Source organism: Herbaspirillum chlorophenolicum (assembly GCF_001189955.1).
Taxonomy (GTDB): domain Bacteria; phylum Pseudomonadota; class Gammaproteobacteria; order Burkholderiales; family Burkholderiaceae_D; genus Herbaspirillum; species Herbaspirillum chlorophenolicum.
The window spans coordinates 47,792-63,500 of the sequence record NZ_LFLT01000005.1 but is presented as its reverse complement, the minus strand read 5'-3'; the positions used below and the strand labels follow the sequence as shown (position 1 = coordinate 63,500).

Annotated in this window: 14 protein-coding genes; 7 read left to right on the top strand and 7 right to left on the bottom strand. The window is 63.1% G+C overall.

The window, feature by feature from the left end:
- The first annotated feature begins 318 nt into the window (after positions 1-318).
- Positions 319-501 (top strand): hypothetical protein, encoded by a 183-nt coding sequence (locus AKL28_RS05175; protein ID WP_050466997.1) that lies wholly within the window; start codon positions 319-321, stop codon positions 499-501.
- A 232-nt stretch (positions 502-733) separates the two neighbouring features.
- Here the strand turns inward: AKL28_RS05175 and AKL28_RS05170 are convergent, their stop codons facing one another.
- The gene (locus AKL28_RS05170) at positions 734-1,948 is read right to left on the bottom strand and encodes a diguanylate cyclase (RefSeq protein ID WP_082221369.1); all 1,215 of its coding nucleotides are present in this window, start codon (positions 1,946-1,948) and stop codon (positions 734-736) included.
- Positions 1,949-2,279: 331 nt separating this feature from the next.
- On the opposite strand from AKL28_RS05170, the gene dacB reads away from it, so the two are divergent.
- A complete protein-coding gene (gene dacB / locus AKL28_RS05165) occupies positions 2,280-3,737 on the top strand; it encodes a D-alanyl-D-alanine carboxypeptidase/D-alanyl-D-alanine endopeptidase (protein WP_082221368.1) in 1,458 nt (485 codons plus the stop codon).
- A gap of 70 nt (positions 3,738-3,807) precedes the next feature.
- On the opposite strand, the gene AKL28_RS05160 is transcribed toward dacB, so the two are convergent.
- From AKL28_RS05160 to AKL28_RS05150, 3 genes are read right to left on the bottom strand one after another with little or no spacing between them, the layout of a single operon-like run.
- Entirely contained in the window at positions 3,808-4,338 is a 531-nt protein-coding gene (locus AKL28_RS05160) for a TPM domain-containing protein (protein ID WP_050466996.1), read from the bottom strand.
- 1 nt (position 4,339) lies between these two features.
- A complete protein-coding gene (locus AKL28_RS05155; protein WP_050466995.1) occupies positions 4,340-5,188 on the bottom strand; it encodes a TPM domain-containing protein in 849 nt (282 codons plus the stop codon).
- Positions 5,189-5,209: 21 nt separating this feature from the next.
- On the bottom strand, positions 5,210-5,803 hold the full coding sequence (locus tag AKL28_RS05150) for a LemA family protein (protein WP_050466994.1): 594 nt from the start codon (positions 5,801-5,803) through the stop codon (positions 5,210-5,212).
- Between the two features lie 157 nt (positions 5,804-5,960).
- On the opposite strand from AKL28_RS05150, the gene pyrF reads away from it, so the two are divergent.
- Positions 5,961-6,779, top strand: coding sequence for an orotidine-5'-phosphate decarboxylase (gene pyrF / locus AKL28_RS05145; RefSeq protein ID WP_050466993.1), 819 nt, complete (start codon positions 5,961-5,963; stop codon positions 6,777-6,779).
- Between the two features lie 103 nt (positions 6,780-6,882).
- Here the strand turns inward: pyrF and AKL28_RS05140 are convergent, their stop codons facing one another.
- The 3 genes from AKL28_RS05140 to thiL form a co-directional block, all read right to left on the bottom strand.
- Entirely contained in the window at positions 6,883-7,365 is a 483-nt protein-coding gene (locus tag AKL28_RS05140) for a CinA family protein (protein WP_050466992.1), read from the bottom strand.
- A gap of 127 nt (positions 7,366-7,492) precedes the next feature.
- Positions 7,493-8,035, bottom strand: a complete 543-nt coding sequence (locus tag AKL28_RS05135) for a phosphatidylglycerophosphatase A family protein (protein WP_050466991.1) — start codon at positions 8,033-8,035, stop codon at positions 7,493-7,495.
- Complete coding sequence (gene thiL / locus AKL28_RS05130) at positions 8,032-8,997, bottom strand: thiamine-phosphate kinase (RefSeq protein ID WP_050466990.1); 966 nt, start codon at positions 8,995-8,997, stop codon at positions 8,032-8,034. The genes AKL28_RS05135 and thiL overlap by 4 nt, the downstream gene beginning before the upstream one ends.
- Positions 8,998-9,548: 551 nt before the next feature.
- On the opposite strand from thiL, the gene AKL28_RS05125 reads away from it, so the two are divergent.
- From AKL28_RS05125 to AKL28_RS05115, 4 genes are all read left to right on the top strand, one after another.
- A complete protein-coding gene (locus AKL28_RS05125) occupies positions 9,549-11,861 on the top strand; it encodes an NADP-dependent malic enzyme (RefSeq protein ID WP_050466989.1) in 2,313 nt (770 codons plus the stop codon).
- A 44-nt stretch (positions 11,862-11,905) separates the two neighbouring features.
- Positions 11,906-12,148, top strand: a complete 243-nt coding sequence (locus AKL28_RS24350) for a hypothetical protein (RefSeq protein ID WP_156226240.1) — start codon at positions 11,906-11,908, stop codon at positions 12,146-12,148.
- Between the two features lie 241 nt (positions 12,149-12,389).
- Positions 12,390-13,751, top strand: coding sequence for an MFS family transporter (locus tag AKL28_RS05120; RefSeq protein ID WP_050466988.1), 1,362 nt, complete (start codon positions 12,390-12,392; stop codon positions 13,749-13,751).
- 158 nt (positions 13,752-13,909) lie between these two features.
- On the top strand, positions 13,910-15,709 hold the full coding sequence (locus AKL28_RS05115) for a sensor histidine kinase (protein WP_050466987.1): 1,800 nt from the start codon (positions 13,910-13,912) through the stop codon (positions 15,707-15,709).

Here is a 15,709-nt window from a genome sequence, read left to right as displayed (position 1 = left end):
TGTCACCCGAACAAGTGCCCATGAGAGGGACTCCAAAAAAATAAGAACGGGCGAATTCTACGCTTGCGCTTAAACGAGGGTCAAGGCAAATCCGGCCGTCTGCTGAAAATTTGTGCATCTGCAACAATGCCATGGCCGCGCTTTATCGCTGCTGTGCAGCAACGAATTGTCGGCGGCGCTGCTTGTTTTATATGACACGCAGCCTATACTCAAATCACAAAGTCACGCCGGGCAAGGCTGGCAGCGATGCCGGGCCACCCGATGAGAATAATTCGAAAGCGGATTTTTGAATGTGAAGGCTGAATGAGGAGACGCATCATGCCGAACATCATCATGAACAATCTGATGTTTTTCATCCCGATGACCCTGGCCGGTCTGCTGTTATGCGGCGAGGTGCCGGTCGCCTCCAAGGTACTTCGAACCAGTTGCAGGGCAATCGGCGCGGTGTTCGGCGCGTTGCTGGCGCTTTTAGTGCTGGAGGCTCTACCAGTGCTAATTTAGCGGGCATTGCGCCCGCTTTGCCGCTCGTTGCGGCAGTGGCAGGGGCTCGGCGGAGACCACTTTTTTGGAGAGTTCAGGTCTTTCACTGTACGTTGATGCCCCTCCCTTGATTTCCCTAGGTCGATGTTTTCACAGTGGTCTCGTGGCGGCCCCGAAAGCATCGGCCTTTTTTGCGCCCACGCGCTTCATGGGTTCACGCTGTCCAGCGAAAAAGCCTTCCCCAGCAATTCGTTCACGCGGTCTGCACGTCGGCTGCGGTTTTGCCGTGCGCGCGGTGTAGCCCCGCATCCCAGGCCACCAGGCAATCCCGGCCCTTTCCCTTGGCGCAGTACATGGCCTGGTCTGCACGCTGCAGCCAGACGTAGTGCGCATCCATGTCAGGCGTGAAGGGCACCAGGCCGGCACTGACCGTGCAGCCCCACAGGCTGTCGCTGCCGGATTGCTTGCTGCGCGCTTGCTCGACCAGGCGCTGCGACAGCAGCAGGGCATCGGTAGCCGAAGTGTGGCGAAGGATGGCCACGAACTCCTCGCCGCCATAGCGGCCGATCAGGTCATCCTCGCGCAGGTTGGCGCGCAGCAGTTGCGAGAAATTACGCAGCACTTCGTCGCCGACCAGGTGGCCGTGGGTGTCGTTGATGTTCTTGAAGTGGTCGAGGTCGAGCAGCAGCAGGCAGGCGCCGTGGCCGCCGCGGCGGCACTGCTCGAATTCCTCGATCAGCAGGCTTTCCCAGTAGCGGCGGTTGAACAGGCGGGTCAGGCCGTCTATCTGGCTGACGATCTCGAATTCGCGGGAGCGCTCGGCCAGCTTTTTGGACATGTCGTAGGTCGACTTGCCCAGCACCAGCGGATAGAGCGCCAGCATCGGCAGGCAGGCGACGATGGTGACGATGTCGGATTGCGGCATGAAGCGGTAATCGAGCACCAGCCAGCCGAGCAGGAAGCCGGCCACGCTGGCGTAGACGCCGCGCATGAACAGGCGCACGCCGCCGGCAGCGATGTTGTCCATTGAGATCATGGAGAGGATGACTGCGCTGGGCACCAGGTTGCCGTCCATGGCAGCGATCCAGAAACCGCCGAAGCCGGCGTCGATCACCAGGTTGCGGCGTTCGGCGCGGTAGGGGATCTTGCTGTGCAGCGCCCAGTGGCGCGCCAGGTGCGGCCAGGCGAAGCCGTGGAATACCAGCAGCGCCCACAGCGGCCAGCTCACCGGATTTTGCACGAATCCGGCCGAGACGCAGAAAAAGCCGATGCCCAGGCCGATCGCGCGCAGGAGGTAGATGCGGTTGACGAAGCGCACTCCCTTGCCAATCAGGGCCTCCGGAGGAGGAGCGTCAGGGCGGTTCGGGCGCTTGCGATAGAGTGCGACCGGATTGAGTAACGCCAGCAGCGCGGACAATGGCCGCTTGCCGCCGGTCCTGGCGCGTCGCCTGGTAGTGCTGGATGACATATCGGTGCTTCTCTTTCGTCCTGTCCCGGAGGATTGCCAGCCGTATCTGTAGCGATTCCGGCAACGCCTCCGCGTACCGGAAAGTGCATCCTGTTGTTTGAGCCAATGTAACTAGGCAGCTTTTGCCATCGTAACGCAAAGCCTTGGCCGTGAGGCAAAATCGGCGGCGCAGGCGCGCGGAGCTGCCGGTGCGCGCATGTCATGTCGTTTCGATAACGATGGCCGAGGTATTGTCGCACAGGCCTGTGACGGCATTGTGTCGCCGGCAGCGGCGCGCAGCCTGCCGCGTGGCTTGCCTCTATAATGCGTGATCTCCATTTTCGGTTGAATCATGCTGCGTTTCCCCTCGTTTTTTCCCTTGCATCGCTCCCGCCTGCCGTCATTCCGTTCGCTGACCCTCGCCGTTTCGCTGCTGGCTGCAACCGCCGCCGTTCCTGCCCAGGGCCTGCCGCCGGCCGTGGTCGGGGCGCTGCGTGTGGCGCATATTCCGCAACAGAACACCGGCGTGCTGGTGCTTGACGCCGACAGCGGCAAGCGGGCGCTGGTGGCCAACAACCTGACGCAGCCTTTCAATCCGGCCTCGGTGATGAAACTGGTGACCACCGACGCCGCGCTGGAGCTGCTGGGGCCGACCTATTCCTGGAAGACCCAGGCCTATGTCGACGGCACCCTCGACCAGGGCGTGCTCAATGGCGACCTGATCATCAAGGGCGGCGGCGATCCCAAGCTGGTGATGGAGAACTTCTGGCTGTTCTTGCGCCAACTGCGCGCCAGGGGAGTGAAGGATATCCGCGGCAACCTGGTGATCGACCGCAGTTTCTTCGCCGAGTCGACCTATGATCCGTCGCAGTTCGACGGCGACCCGCAAAAGCCCTATAACGTCGGCCCGGATGCGCTGCTGCTTAACTACAAGACGCTGGCCTTCCGCTTCGAGCCTAATGCCGCAACCGGGACGGTAGCCGTGACCATGGAGCCGCCCATGGCCGGCTACACGATTACGCCGCCGCGCTTGTCGCAGGAGCCTTGCGGCGACTGGCAGGGCAAGCTGGTGCTGGCCAACGATGCGTCGTCGGCAACCTTCTCCGGCGCCTATCCGGCCGATTGCGGGCCCAAGGTCTGGTACGTGCATCCCTACCGCATGGGCAGCGTGCAGTACGCAGGCGCCATGTTCGCGCAGATGTGGGCCGAGCTCGGCGGCAGCTTGTCCGGCCGTGTGGTCAGCGGCGCCGTGACGCCGTCGGCGCGGCTGATGGCCGAGGTGCAGTCGCCCACGCTGCCCGAGGTGATCCGCGACATCAACAAGTACAGCAACAACGTGATGGCGCGCCAGGTGCTGCTGACCCTGGCCGCCGAGACGAGCGGCCAGCCCGGCGATGCGGTCAACGGCGCGCGCGCGGTGCGCGCCTGGCTCAATGACAAGGGGCTCGACACGAGCGGCCTGGCCATCGAGAACGGCGCCGGGCTGTCGCGCGTGGAGCGGGTCACGCCCGCCTTGCTGGGCGGCATGCTGGCCCAGGCCTACCGTTCGCCGCTGATGCCGGAATTCGTGTCCTCGATGCCGCTGGTCGGCTACGACGGCACCATGCGCCGCCGCCTGAAGACGCAAAGCGTGGCAGGGCAGGCGCATATCAAGACGGGCACGCTGAATGACGTGCGTTCCATCGCCGGCTATGTGCAGGCCGCGTCGGGCAAGTCCTACGTGGTGGTGTTCCTGATCAACCACCCGAACGCGCCGGCCGGGCAGAAGGCGCAGGATGCGCTGTTGCAGTGGGTATATGAGAATGGCTGAGGCCGGCTGAATCGCCAATGAAAAGCGCCGCCGCGGATGGTCCGCAGGCGGCGTTTTCTTTTTGGGACGGTCAGAGTATCAGCGGCTTGTCGGAGAGTTCGTTGGCGCCGGCCGTATCGCCGCTGTCGCGCGGCATGGTGTCGGCCAGTAGCACATGCAGCTGTTCCAGCGCCTGCAGGGTGCTCTCGTGATAGGCGCCATGCGCATATCCGGCAGTCATGGCGCGGCAGACGTCCTGCCACTGCTGGCGCGTCACTACACGGCTGACGCCGCGGTCGGCAACGATTTCCACCTTGTGGTCGGCCAGGTTGACGTAGACCAGCACGCCGCAGTTTTCCTCGGTATCCCAGATGCGGTAGCGCGAGAACAGTTCGTGCGCGCGTTGGCGCGAGCTTTCTCCTCGCCATACCGCACCCAGCGACAGCGAAGCCTCGACGATCATGCGTACCTGGGCGCGATGCTGCTTTTCGCCTTCGCCGATCCCGGCCTGGATCGCCTTGAGCGTGGCCGAAGGGAAGGCGCGCCGTGCCGCCGCATGGGTACCGGCGAGGTGGCGTAGCATGCGGCCGATCATGGGGGGCTGTGTCTTTTGCTTGCTCATCTCACCAGTCTCCCGAGGCGCCGCCGCCGTCGAATGTGCCGCCACCGCCCGAGAATGAATCGCCGCCCGAGGAGCCGCCCGAAAAGCCGCCGGAACTGGGGAAACCGCCCGAACGGCCGGAAGCGGCGTTGCGCACGACCTGCTCCAGGATGCTGCCGATGATGACGCCGGCGCCGGTGCTGTGGCCCCAGTCGTTGCTATTGAGGTTGTTGCGCGCGTTGCGGCGCGACTTGAGCAGCATGGCAAAGAAAATGAAGAGGAACACCAGCACCACGATCAGCGTCACCCAGCCGCCGCTGTCATCCTGCGCCGGCTGGGCGTGGCGCTGCGCGGCCGGCAGCTTCTCCTGGTCGAGCAGGCCGGCGATGGCCGACACGCCGGCCGCCAGCCCGCCGTAGAAATCGTTCTGGCGGAAATGCGGCGCGATCACGTCTTCCAGGATGCGTTTGGACTGCGCATCGGTCAGGCTGCCTTGCACGCCGCGCCCGGCCTCGATGCGCAGGCGGCGCAGCGCTTTGGGATTGTCCTTGGCGACCACCAGGATCACGCCGTCGTCCACGCCTTTGCGGCCAAGCTTCCAGGCTTCGGCCACGCGGATGCTGTATTGCTCGATGGCTTCCGGTGCAGTGGAAGCCATCAGCAGTACCGCGATCTGGCTGCCGGTGCGGGTTTCGTACTCGGCCAGCACGCTGTTCAGCGCGGCGCGCTGCTGATCGTCCAGCATGTGTACCTGGTCGATCACGTGGCCGGATAGTGGCGGAATGGGGACGAAATCCTCGGCTGCGGCCGCACTGCCCAGGATGGGCAGCAGGACCAGCAGTAGTTGGAGTCGCAGGAGGAATTTACGCATCGGCGATGCCCGCGCTCAGGCTTACTTGCCGAAGTTGACGGTGGGGGCGGTCGAGATGGCCTTCTCGTTTTCTACCGTGAAGGAGGGCTTGACCTGGTAGCCGAAGACTTTCGCCGTGATGTTGCTGGGGAAGCTGCGCGCCAAGATGTTGTATTCCTGGACCGCGGCGATGTAGCGCTGGCGCGCCACGGTGATGCGGTTTTCGGTGCCTTCCAGTTGCGACTGCAGGTCGCGGAAGCTGGTGTCGGCCTTCAGCTGCGGATAGTTTTCCGACACCGCCATCAGGCGCGACAGCGCCGACGACAGCTGGCCCTGCACCTGCTGGAATTTGGCGAAGGCTTCGGGGTTGTTCAGCACCTCCGGCGTGATCTGGAAGCTGGTGGCGGCGGCGCGCGCCTGGGTCACGGCTTCCAGCGTGTCTTTCTCGTGCGCGGCATAGCCCTTGACGGTATTGACGAGGTTGGGGATCAGGTCGGCGCGGCGCTGGTATTGGTTGACGACTTCGCCCCAGGCGGCTTTGGTGGCTTCGTCCTTGGCCTGGAAGTCGTTATAGCCGCAACCCGACAGAGCAAGGGCCAGGAAAGCGGTAGCCAGCCATGCAAACCATTTTTTCATGTTGTGTTCCTCGTAAGAAAAATAAAGCGTGTGCAACCGGGATGCCGTATTCCAAGTCTCCTTTTTTCGCCTCAAAAGCCTTGAAAAAGCGGGCGGAAACGCGGTTTTTCCGGTGCCAGCGGTACAATAGCGCATCTTTGCATATTAAGGCATCACCGTGACATTCATCGACAAGTTAAACGGCGCGTGGAAATCGCGTAATTCCCTGCTGTGCGTCGGCCTGGACCCTGACGTCAAGAAGATTCCCGAAGAATTGCGCGGCAAATCGGACGCGATTTTCGAATTCTGCCGCGCCATTGTCGACGCTACAGCCGATGCCGCCTGTGCCTTCAAGCCGCAGATCGCCTATTTTGCCGCGCTGGGTGCGGAAGACCAGCTGGAGCAGATCTGCTCCTACATCCGCCGCCATTATCCCGATATCCCGCTGGTGCTGGATGCCAAGCGCGGCGACATCGGCGCCACCGCCGAGCAATACGCACGTGAAGCCTTCGAGCGCTACAACGCCGACGTGGTCACCGTCAGCCCCTACATGGGTTGGGATTCGGTCGCGCCTTACCTGGAGTGGAAAGACCGTGGCGTGATCGTGCTGTGCCGCACGTCGAATGCGGGCGGTTCCGACCTGCAATTCCTGGAAGTCGAGGGCAAGCCGCTGTACCAGCACGTGGCGCGCCTGGTGGCCGAGAAATGGAACACCAACGGCCAGTGCGGCCTGGTGGTGGGCGCCACCTTCCCGCATGAACTGGCGCAAGTGCGCGCCATCATCGGCGACATGCCGTTATTGGTTCCGGGTGTAGGCGCCCAGGGCGGCGACGTCGAAGCCACGGTCAAATCCGGCAAGACGGCTGCCGGTACCGGCATGATGATCAATTCTTCGCGCGCCATTTTGTACGCCAAGCCGGAAACCGGCGAAGACTTCACCGCGGCGGCACGCCGCGTGGCGCTGGAGACGCGCGACACGATCAACAAGTATCGGTGAGCGCGATGTCGTCCCTGCCTTTGCAGGGGACGACAAACCATCTTGAAAAGAAACAGGCCGTGCTGCGAATGCAAGCGCGGCCTGTTTCTTTTTGGGGATGTCTTCAGTCCGCCAGCAGCTTGAGCAATCCCTTGAGAGAATGCACCACAGTCTGCTCGCGCACTGCTTGCCGGTCGCCTGAAAACACCAGGCGTTCGGTGTAAGTCTTGTCGCCCACCTTCCAGCCGAAGCAGACGGTGCCCACCGGCTTGCCCGGCACTGCGCCGCCGGGGCCGGCGATGCCGGTGGTGGAGACGGCGACATCCGAACTGCTGTTGGCCAGCGCGCCTTCAGCCATGGCGCCGGCGATCTCCTCGCTGACGGCGCCGTGCAGCGCGATCATGGCTTCCGGGATATCCAGCAGCTCATTCTTGGAGGCGTTGGAATAAGTGACGAAACCGCAGTCGAACCATTCGGAGGAACCGGCGATTTCAGTGATGGCGTGCGCGATGCCGCCTCCTGTACACGATTCGGCAGTGGCTAACAGCAGGTTCTTGGCCTTCAGGGCCTGGCCTACGCGTGTGGCTAAGTCAATCGTGGTGTCCATGAGTGTCATCCTTGGCTGTACCGTCGGCCGCTTCCAACGGCCGCGGTCGGTTGATCATGTGCATGCAGGGACAGGATACTCCCGTCTTCACGATTCTTGAATCGGAATATCGCGGGCGTTCCGGAGGTCAGGCGTAGACGCGCCAGAAGGCGAACACCAGCAGCGTATAGAAGGCCGCCACGATGTCATCCCACATCACCCCGAAGCCACCCTTGAAGCGGCGGTCGAACCAGGCGATCGGCGGCGGCTTGACCATGTCGAAGAAGCGGAACACGACAAATGCCGCGAACTGCACCTTGGTGCTGGCCGGCGTCACCAGCACCAGCACCAGCCAGAAGGCGATGATCTCGTCCCACACCATGCTGCCGTCATCGGGCGAGTTCAGTGCATGTCCGGTGCGATGGCAGGCCCAGATGCCGATCACGAAACCGGCCACGATGATGGCCAGCCAATTGGCTGCGGTAAACACATGCGGCCAGCGTGCGGAGAGCACAACATAGGAAAGCCAGGCGAACAGCGTGCCGGCGGTGCCCGGCATGATGGGGGAGAGGCCGCTGCCGAAGCCCTGCGCGATCCAGTGCGCCGGATGGGCCAGCATGAACTGGGCGTTGGCGCGGCGCTTCTTGCTGGCCGGCGCGGCGGCGGAAGAGGAGGAAATGTCTGGGTTCATGAACGGAAATGGTCGAAGGAGCCGAGCTCCAGCTGTAGCGGTTCGCCGCCGGCATCGACGATGCGCAGGCCGGGGGCATGCTCCATCGTGCCGACGCGGGCGACTTCGACGCCGGCCGCATGTGCGGCCTTCTCCACCGCATGGCGCAGGCGGACCGGGGCGGTAAAGCAGAGTTCGTAGTCGTCGCCGCCGTTGAGCGTGAAGCGGCGGCGCAGTTCGAGCTCGCGCTGCTGCAGCACGTTGCCGGGCGGCAGGGCGTCTGCGTCCAGCGTGGCGCCGAGGTTGGAGCGTTGCAGGATATGGCCGAGGTCGCCGGCCAGGCCATCGGAGATATCGATGGCGGCATGTGCAATGCCGCGCAGCGCGATGCCCAGCTCCACACGCGGCGTCGGCTCATGCATGCGCGGCGCGGCCTGCAGAAGCTCATGGTCGGACAGCGCGAGTTCGTTGCGGTAGCCGGCCAGCGCCAGGCGCGCATCGCCCAGCGAGCCGGAAATCCAGATATCGTCGCCGGCGCGAGCGGCATCGCGCCGCAGCGCCTGTTGCGACGGCACTTCGCCGAACACGGTGATGCTGATGGTCAGCGGTCCCTTGGTGGTGTCGCCGCCGATCAGCTCGCAGCCGTGGCGGTCGGCCAGCGCCAGCATGCCGTTGGCGAACGGCGCCAGCCATTCAGGATCGGCTTCGGGCAGGGCCAGCGCCAGTGTGAAGGCGATCGGTTTGGCGCCCATCGCCGCCAGGTCGGACAGGTTGACCGCCAGGCATTTGTGGCCCAGCGCCAGCGGATCTGCATCGGGGAAAAAATGGCGGCCGGAGACCAGCATGTCGCTGGAGATGGCCAGTTGCATGCCCGGAGCCGGCATCATCAGCGCGCAATCATCGCCGACCCCGAGCGCCGTGCGGCTGTCGGGAGCAAGCGGGCGGCTGAAATAGCGCGCAATAAGTTCGAATTCGGAGAGCATGAGGCGATTGTAACTAATCTGTCATCGCTTCTGGAGGACAATATCAGCGTTCGCCGATATGTTTCCGCATACGCCCGGCAGGACAAGGAATCGGATGTTGCGCTGCAGCGAATGCACTGAAAGAGCGCGCTGTCGATTTTCCCTGAAACTTCGTAGCGGAGGCGGAAACTGATCCCGGAAAAATGTGAGCGGCAGGGCACCGGTATATCACCTCCGCGCCTGCACACCGCTGCCGCCGGGCCAAAAGCCTTGCCGGCCAGCGCCGCCAGGCCGGTAAGGACTTTCCACAACGTCCTTCCCGGCCAGCGCAGGCGAGTAAAGATTCGCCATTGCGAAGCTGCGCGTAACGTGTACCCATCACGTCACTAACAGTCGTCAATTGCACCGTGGAAGGGCATGTTCGCGGACATCACGCTCCGCCGATGAAACGCCGCAAAGCCTGTTCCGGACTGGCTTTGCGCGGGGCAGCATGAAATCGGCGGCCTATGATTGAAGGCCGACCTCTGCTAGAATCGACGGTCTTCGCAAGTCAACATAGAGAATACAGAGTTATGGATTCGATGATCAGTAAGAAAGAAGAAGTGCGTCAGCAACTTCGTCAGGCAGCGCTGGAGTACCACGAGTTTCCGACACCGGGCAAGATCAGCGTCACTCCCACCAAGCTGCTGACCAACCAGCGTGATCTCTCCCTGGCGTATTCTCCCGGCGTGGCCGCGGCTTGCGAAGAAATCGTGGCCGACCCGGCCAACGCATTCAAATACACTGCCCGCGGCAACCTGGTAGCTGTGATCAGCAACGGCACCGCCGTGCTGGGCCTGGGCAACATCGGCCCGCTGGCTTCCAAGCCGGTGATGGAAGGCAAGGGCGTGCTGTTCAAGAAGTTCGCGGGCATCGATGTGTTCGACATCGAAGTCAATGAAAACGACCCGGACAAGCTGATCGACGTGATCGCAGCCCTGGAGCCGACCTTCGGCGGCATTAACCTGGAAGACATCAAGGCGCCAGAGTGCTTCTACATCGAGCGCAAGCTGCGCGAGCGGATGAAGATCCCCGTCTTCCACGATGACCAGCACGGCACCGCCATCATCGTCGGCGCGGCTATCCTGAACGGCCTGAAGGTGGTCGGCAAGAACATCAAGGAAGTCAAGCTGGTGGTCTCCGGCGCGGGCGCGGCAGCGCTGGCTTGCCTGGACCTGATCGTCGACCTCGGCTTCCCGATCGAGAACATCTACGTCACCGACCTGGCCGGCGTGGTCTACAAGGGCCGCACCGAACTGATGGATCCGGACAAGGAGCGTTTCGCCCGCGAAACCGATGCGCGCACCCTGGCCGACGTCATCCCCAATGCCGACATTTTCCTGGGCTTGTCCGCCGCCGGCGTGCTCAAGCAGGACATGGTCAAGCAGATGGGACCGCGTCCGCTGGTGCTGGCGCTGGCCAACCCGACCCCGGAAATCCTGCCGGAAGACGTCAAGGCCGTGCGCGACGACGCCATCATCGCCACCGGCCGTTCGGACTATCCGAACCAGGTCAACAATGTGCTGTGCTTCCCGTACATCTTCCGCGGCGCGCTGGATTCGGGTGCGACCACCATCACCCGCGAGATGGAAATCGCCACCGTGCACGCCATCGCTGAGCTGGCACAGGCCGAGCAGTCCGACATCGTGGCCGCCACCTACGGCGTGACCAACCTGTCCTTCGGCCCGGAATACATCATTCCCAAGCCGTTCGACCCGCGCCTGATGATCAAGATCGCACCAGCCGTCGCGCGCGCCGCCGAAGAATCCGGCGTGGCTGCACGCCCGATCAAGGACATGGCTGCCTACGCCGAAAAACTGGAGCAGTTCGTTTACCACAGCGGCACCTTCATGCGCCCGATCTTCCAGGTCGCCAAGAAGGCCGCGGAAGCCAAGAAGCGCATCGTCTACGCCGAAGGCGAGGAAGAGCGCGTGCTGCGTGCGGTACAGGTGATCGTCGATGAAAACCTGGCCAAGCCCATCCTGGTTGGCCGCCCGGAAGTGCTGGAACAGCGCATCAAGAAATTCGGCCTGCGCCTGCGTCCGGGCATCGACTTCGAAGTCATCAACCCGAACTTCGACAGCCGCTACCGCGATTACTGGCAGAGTTTCCTGGAAATGTCGCGCCGCAAGGGCGTCACCGAGCAGTACGCCAAGCTGGAAATGCGCCGCCGCCATACCCTGATCGGTTCCATGGCGATCCACAAGGGCGACGCCGACGGCATGATCTGCGGCACTTACGGCACGACCCAACTGCACTTGCACTACATCGACCAGGTGCTGGGCAAGCGCGAGGGCGTGAATGTCTATGCCGCCATGAACGCGGTGATCCTGCCGAACCGCCAGCTGGTGCTGGTCGATACGCACGTCAACGAGAACCCGAACGCGCAGGAACTGGCCGAGATCACCATCTTGGCCGCGGAGGAAATGCGCCGCTTCGGCCTGCATCCGCGCGCCGCGCTGCTGTCGCATTCGAACTTCGGTTCCAGCAACAGCGAATCGGCCCGCAAGATGCGCGAGGCGCTGTCGATCATCCGTGAAGTTGCGCCGGACCTGGAAGTGGACGGTGAAATGCATGGCGACACGGCGCTCGACAGCAAGCTCCTGAACGCCGCGATCCCCGATTCGCCGTTGAAGGGCGATGCCAACCTGCTGGTCATGCCCAATATCGACGCAGCCAACATTGCCTACAACCTGCTGAAGACCGCATCGGGCAACGGCGTGGCGATCGGCCCCATCCTGCTGGGTTGCGCCAAGCCGGTTCACATCCTGACACCGTCGGCAACGGTTCGCCGCATCATCAACATGACGGCGCTGTGCGTGATGGACGCGTTGTCGGAGCGTTGATCGGCAGCCCGTACAGGCAAACAGCGGTACCAGAAAAGCGGTGCATGTCGGAAGACATGTGCCGTTTTTCTTTTTTCAGCTCCGAAGCCCCGGCGAAAGCAAGGCCCAGCGTCGTTAGCCGCATTCAGGAAATGGCCGGCCGGCTCGTATTTCCTCGCCCGCAGACTCTGCAGCCCATCTGGATGGAATCCCGCAAGCACCGCTTTGCTGCATTCCGGACATCCGCACGATTGTTGCGTCGCATGAAAATTTCTTCCGCAAAAAATCCTTTGAAAACAGTGGCTTAACCATTCGTTCAAGCCCGCCTCGCTCTGGCACGAAGCCTGCAATGACTACCCCATAAACAAAGCAGGCGGAGACAGACATGATGCAGGCAGTTCTTTCGCACGCGCATTAGCGTCGCGTCTTCTCCCCATTTCCCGCTCTCGAAAAACGCATCCGGTCCGGCAATCCGGCACCGGATGCGCGAGGGCAAAAACAGCGCCGCCGAACCGGACAGGAAGGGGGCGGCGACAACAGGAGATCTCCATGAGCGGCAAACAGCAATTGAGCCCGGCGGAATACCGCAAGCGCATCTTCGCCATCCTCGGCGCATCATCAGGCAACCTGGTCGAATGGTTCGACTTCTACGTCTACTCCTTCTGTGCGATCTATTTCGCGCCGGCCTTCTTCCCCAAGGGCGATCCGACCTCGCAACTGTTGAATACCGCCGGCGTGTTCGCCGCCGGTTTCCTGATGCGCCCGATCGGCGGCTGGCTGTTCGGCCGCATCGCCGACAAGCATGGCCGCAAGACTTCCATGCTGATTTCCGTGCTGATGATGTGCGGCGGCTCGCTGGCCGTGGCGCTGATGCCGACCTATGCCGCCATCGGCGCCTGGGCGCCGGCGCTGCTGCTGGTGGCGCGCTTGTTCCAGGGCCTTTCGGTGGGCGGCGAGTACGGTACCTCGGCCACCTACATGAGTGAGGTGGCGCCCAATGGCAAGCGCGGCTTCTTCGCCTCTTTCCAGTATGTGACGCTGATCGGCGGACAACTGCTGGCGGTGCTGGTGTTGTTCGGTATGCAGCAATGGCTGAGCAAGGAAGAGCTGATGGCCTGGGGCTGGCGCGTGCCTTTCGTGCTGGGCGCCCTGGGCGCGCTGGTGGCGATGTACCTGCGCAGCTCGCTGGCCGAGACCGCCTCGGCCGACGTGCGCAAGAAGAAGGATGCCGGCACCCTGAAAGGCTTGCTGCAGCACAAGCGCGCCTTCATCAACGTGGTCGGCTTTACCGCCGGCGGCTCGCTGATGTTCTACACCTTCACCACCTACATGCAGAAATACCTGGTCAACACGGCCGGCATGGACCCCAAGGTGGTCAACGGCGTGATGACCGGCGCATTGTTTGTGTACATGATCCTGCAACCGATTTTCGGCGCCATCTCGGACAAGATCGGCCGCCGCAATTCCATGCTGTGCTTCGCCTTCCTGGGCATGGTGTGCACCTTCCCCATCCTGCATTTCCTGAAAGACGTTTCCAGCCCGTACGCGGCGTTCGGCTTCGCCATCCTGGCCCTGACCATCGTCAGCTTCTACACATCGATCGGCGGCCTGATCAAGGCCGAGATGTTCCCGGCCGAGGTGCGTGCGCTGGGCGTGGGCCTGTCGTACGCGGTGGGCAATGCCATCTTCGGCGGCTCGGCTGAATTCGTGGCGCTGTCGCTGAAGTCTGCCGGTATGGAATCGGTGTTCTACTGGTATGTGTCCGCCATGTGCCTGGTGGCGCTGATCGTGTCCCTGCGCATGCCTGACCCGCAACGCGACGGCCATTTGCATGACGACGTGCATGTCGACGATGGCGCAGACGACACTGGCAGGGGCGCAGGCGGTACCAAGGTGCACAAGCCGGCCTGATTCCGGTGTGCCGGAAGATGAGGCTGGGCCGGCCGCATCCGCGCTATCATTACGGTTGAATCACGGCTGGACGCGGCGCCTTTTCAGGCGCTGCGTCGCATTCGGAGCCCGCGCACCGGCGGGCATCCTGCCGCATCTCCTCCCCACCACACGAGCGCATGAGAGCCAGAAGAAACCTGCTGCTGTTCCTCGCCTTCATTGCGGCAACACTGGCCGTGTGCGGCGTCACCTATCAGCTCAGCCTGCGCAAGGCCACGGCCGACCAGAAAAGCCTGGGCTCGGCGCAACTGCAGATCGTGGCCATGGATCTGGAATCCATCCTGCAGAAATTCGAGACCCTGCCGTTTGCGCTGGGCTTCCAGGCCGACGTACGCCAGGTATTGCTGCACCCTGAAGACGCCGCCGCGATCGACCGGCTCAACCGCGCCTTCAAGATCATCCAGCGCCAGTCGCATGCCGTGCATATCTTCATGCTCAATACCGCCGGCATGACGCTGGCCTCAAGCAACTGGGATGAGGAGTTCAGTTTCGTCGGCCGCGACTTCGGCTTCCGCCCTTATTTCCGGGAAGCCGTACAAGGCAGGGCGGGGCGCTTCTATGGCATCGGCAACATCTCCAGCGAGCCGGGCTATTTCATTGCGCAGCCGATCTACCGCAGCCAGGACCAGGTCTCGGGCGATGCGCCGATCGGCGTGATGGTGGTCAAGGTCGACCTGGCGGAATTCGAACATACCTGGAGCAGCAGCGACGACCCGATCGCCCTGACCGATGCCAGCGGCGTGGTCTTCCTCAGCAACCGCCCGGAGTGGAAGTACCACAGCCTCAAGCCGCTGAGCGCACCCATGCAGCGCGAGCTGGAGGGCACGCACCAGTACGCCGATCTGCCCATCGCGCCCGTGACCACCTTGCCCAAGGCGTTGCAGCGCGGTTTCGGCGAGCATGTGGCGCGGCCTGTCTCCAAGCTCGGTTGGGAACTGATGCTGTATCCGTCGCGTGCGCGCATGGTGCGCTCGGCCACGCTGGCGACGCTGGCTGCGGCGTTATTCATGGTGGCGCTGGCGATCTCGCTGCTGGCCTGGTACCAGCACCGGCGCCGCGTGCAGGAGCGGCTGGAATCGCGCGATGCCTTGCGGCGCGCGGCGGAAGAACTGGATTTGCGCATCGCCCAGCGCACGCGTGAATTGACCGCCGCCAACCAGGCCATCGCTGCCAAGTACGACAAACTGCAACAGACCGAAACGCTCTTGCGCACCACCCAGAATGAGCTGGTACAGGCCGGCAAGCTGGCCATGCTGGGGCAGATGGCCGCCGGCGTGACGCACGAGCTGAACCAGCCGCTGGCGGCCATCCGCGCCTTCGCCGACAACTCGGTGAAGTTCCTGGCGCGTGGCCAGACTGCGCAGGCGGTGGAGAACCTGGAACACATCAGCAGCGCCAGCGCCAACATGGGCAAGATCATTGCCCAGCTGAAGGGCTTCGCCCGCAAGAGCGGCGACCTGGTGGCGACGGTGGACCTGCGCCAGACCATCGAGGCGGCGGCGCTGCTGCTGGGCAGCGAATTCCAGCATCATGGCGTGGACATCGCTATCGATATCCGCCAGCCGGCCAGCATTACCGGCGACGTGGTGCGTACCGAGCAGGTCCTGATCAACCTGCTGCGCAATGGGCTGGACGCGGTCGAAGACACGCCGCGCAAGCAGGTCTACGTGGTACTGGACATTGAGGACGGGCAGGCCGTAGTGCGTATCCGTGACTCGGGCGCCGGCATTTCCGACGAGGTGGCGCCGCACCTGTTCGAACCTTTTTTCACTACCAAGTCCTCTAGCAAGGGGCTGGGCCTGGGGCTGGCGATTTCCTCGTCCATCGTGCAGGCGATGAACGGCCAGCTCACCGCGCATAACCATGAGCAGGGCGGCGCCGAATTCATCGTGCGCCTGCCGCTGCAAAAGAACGGCTGA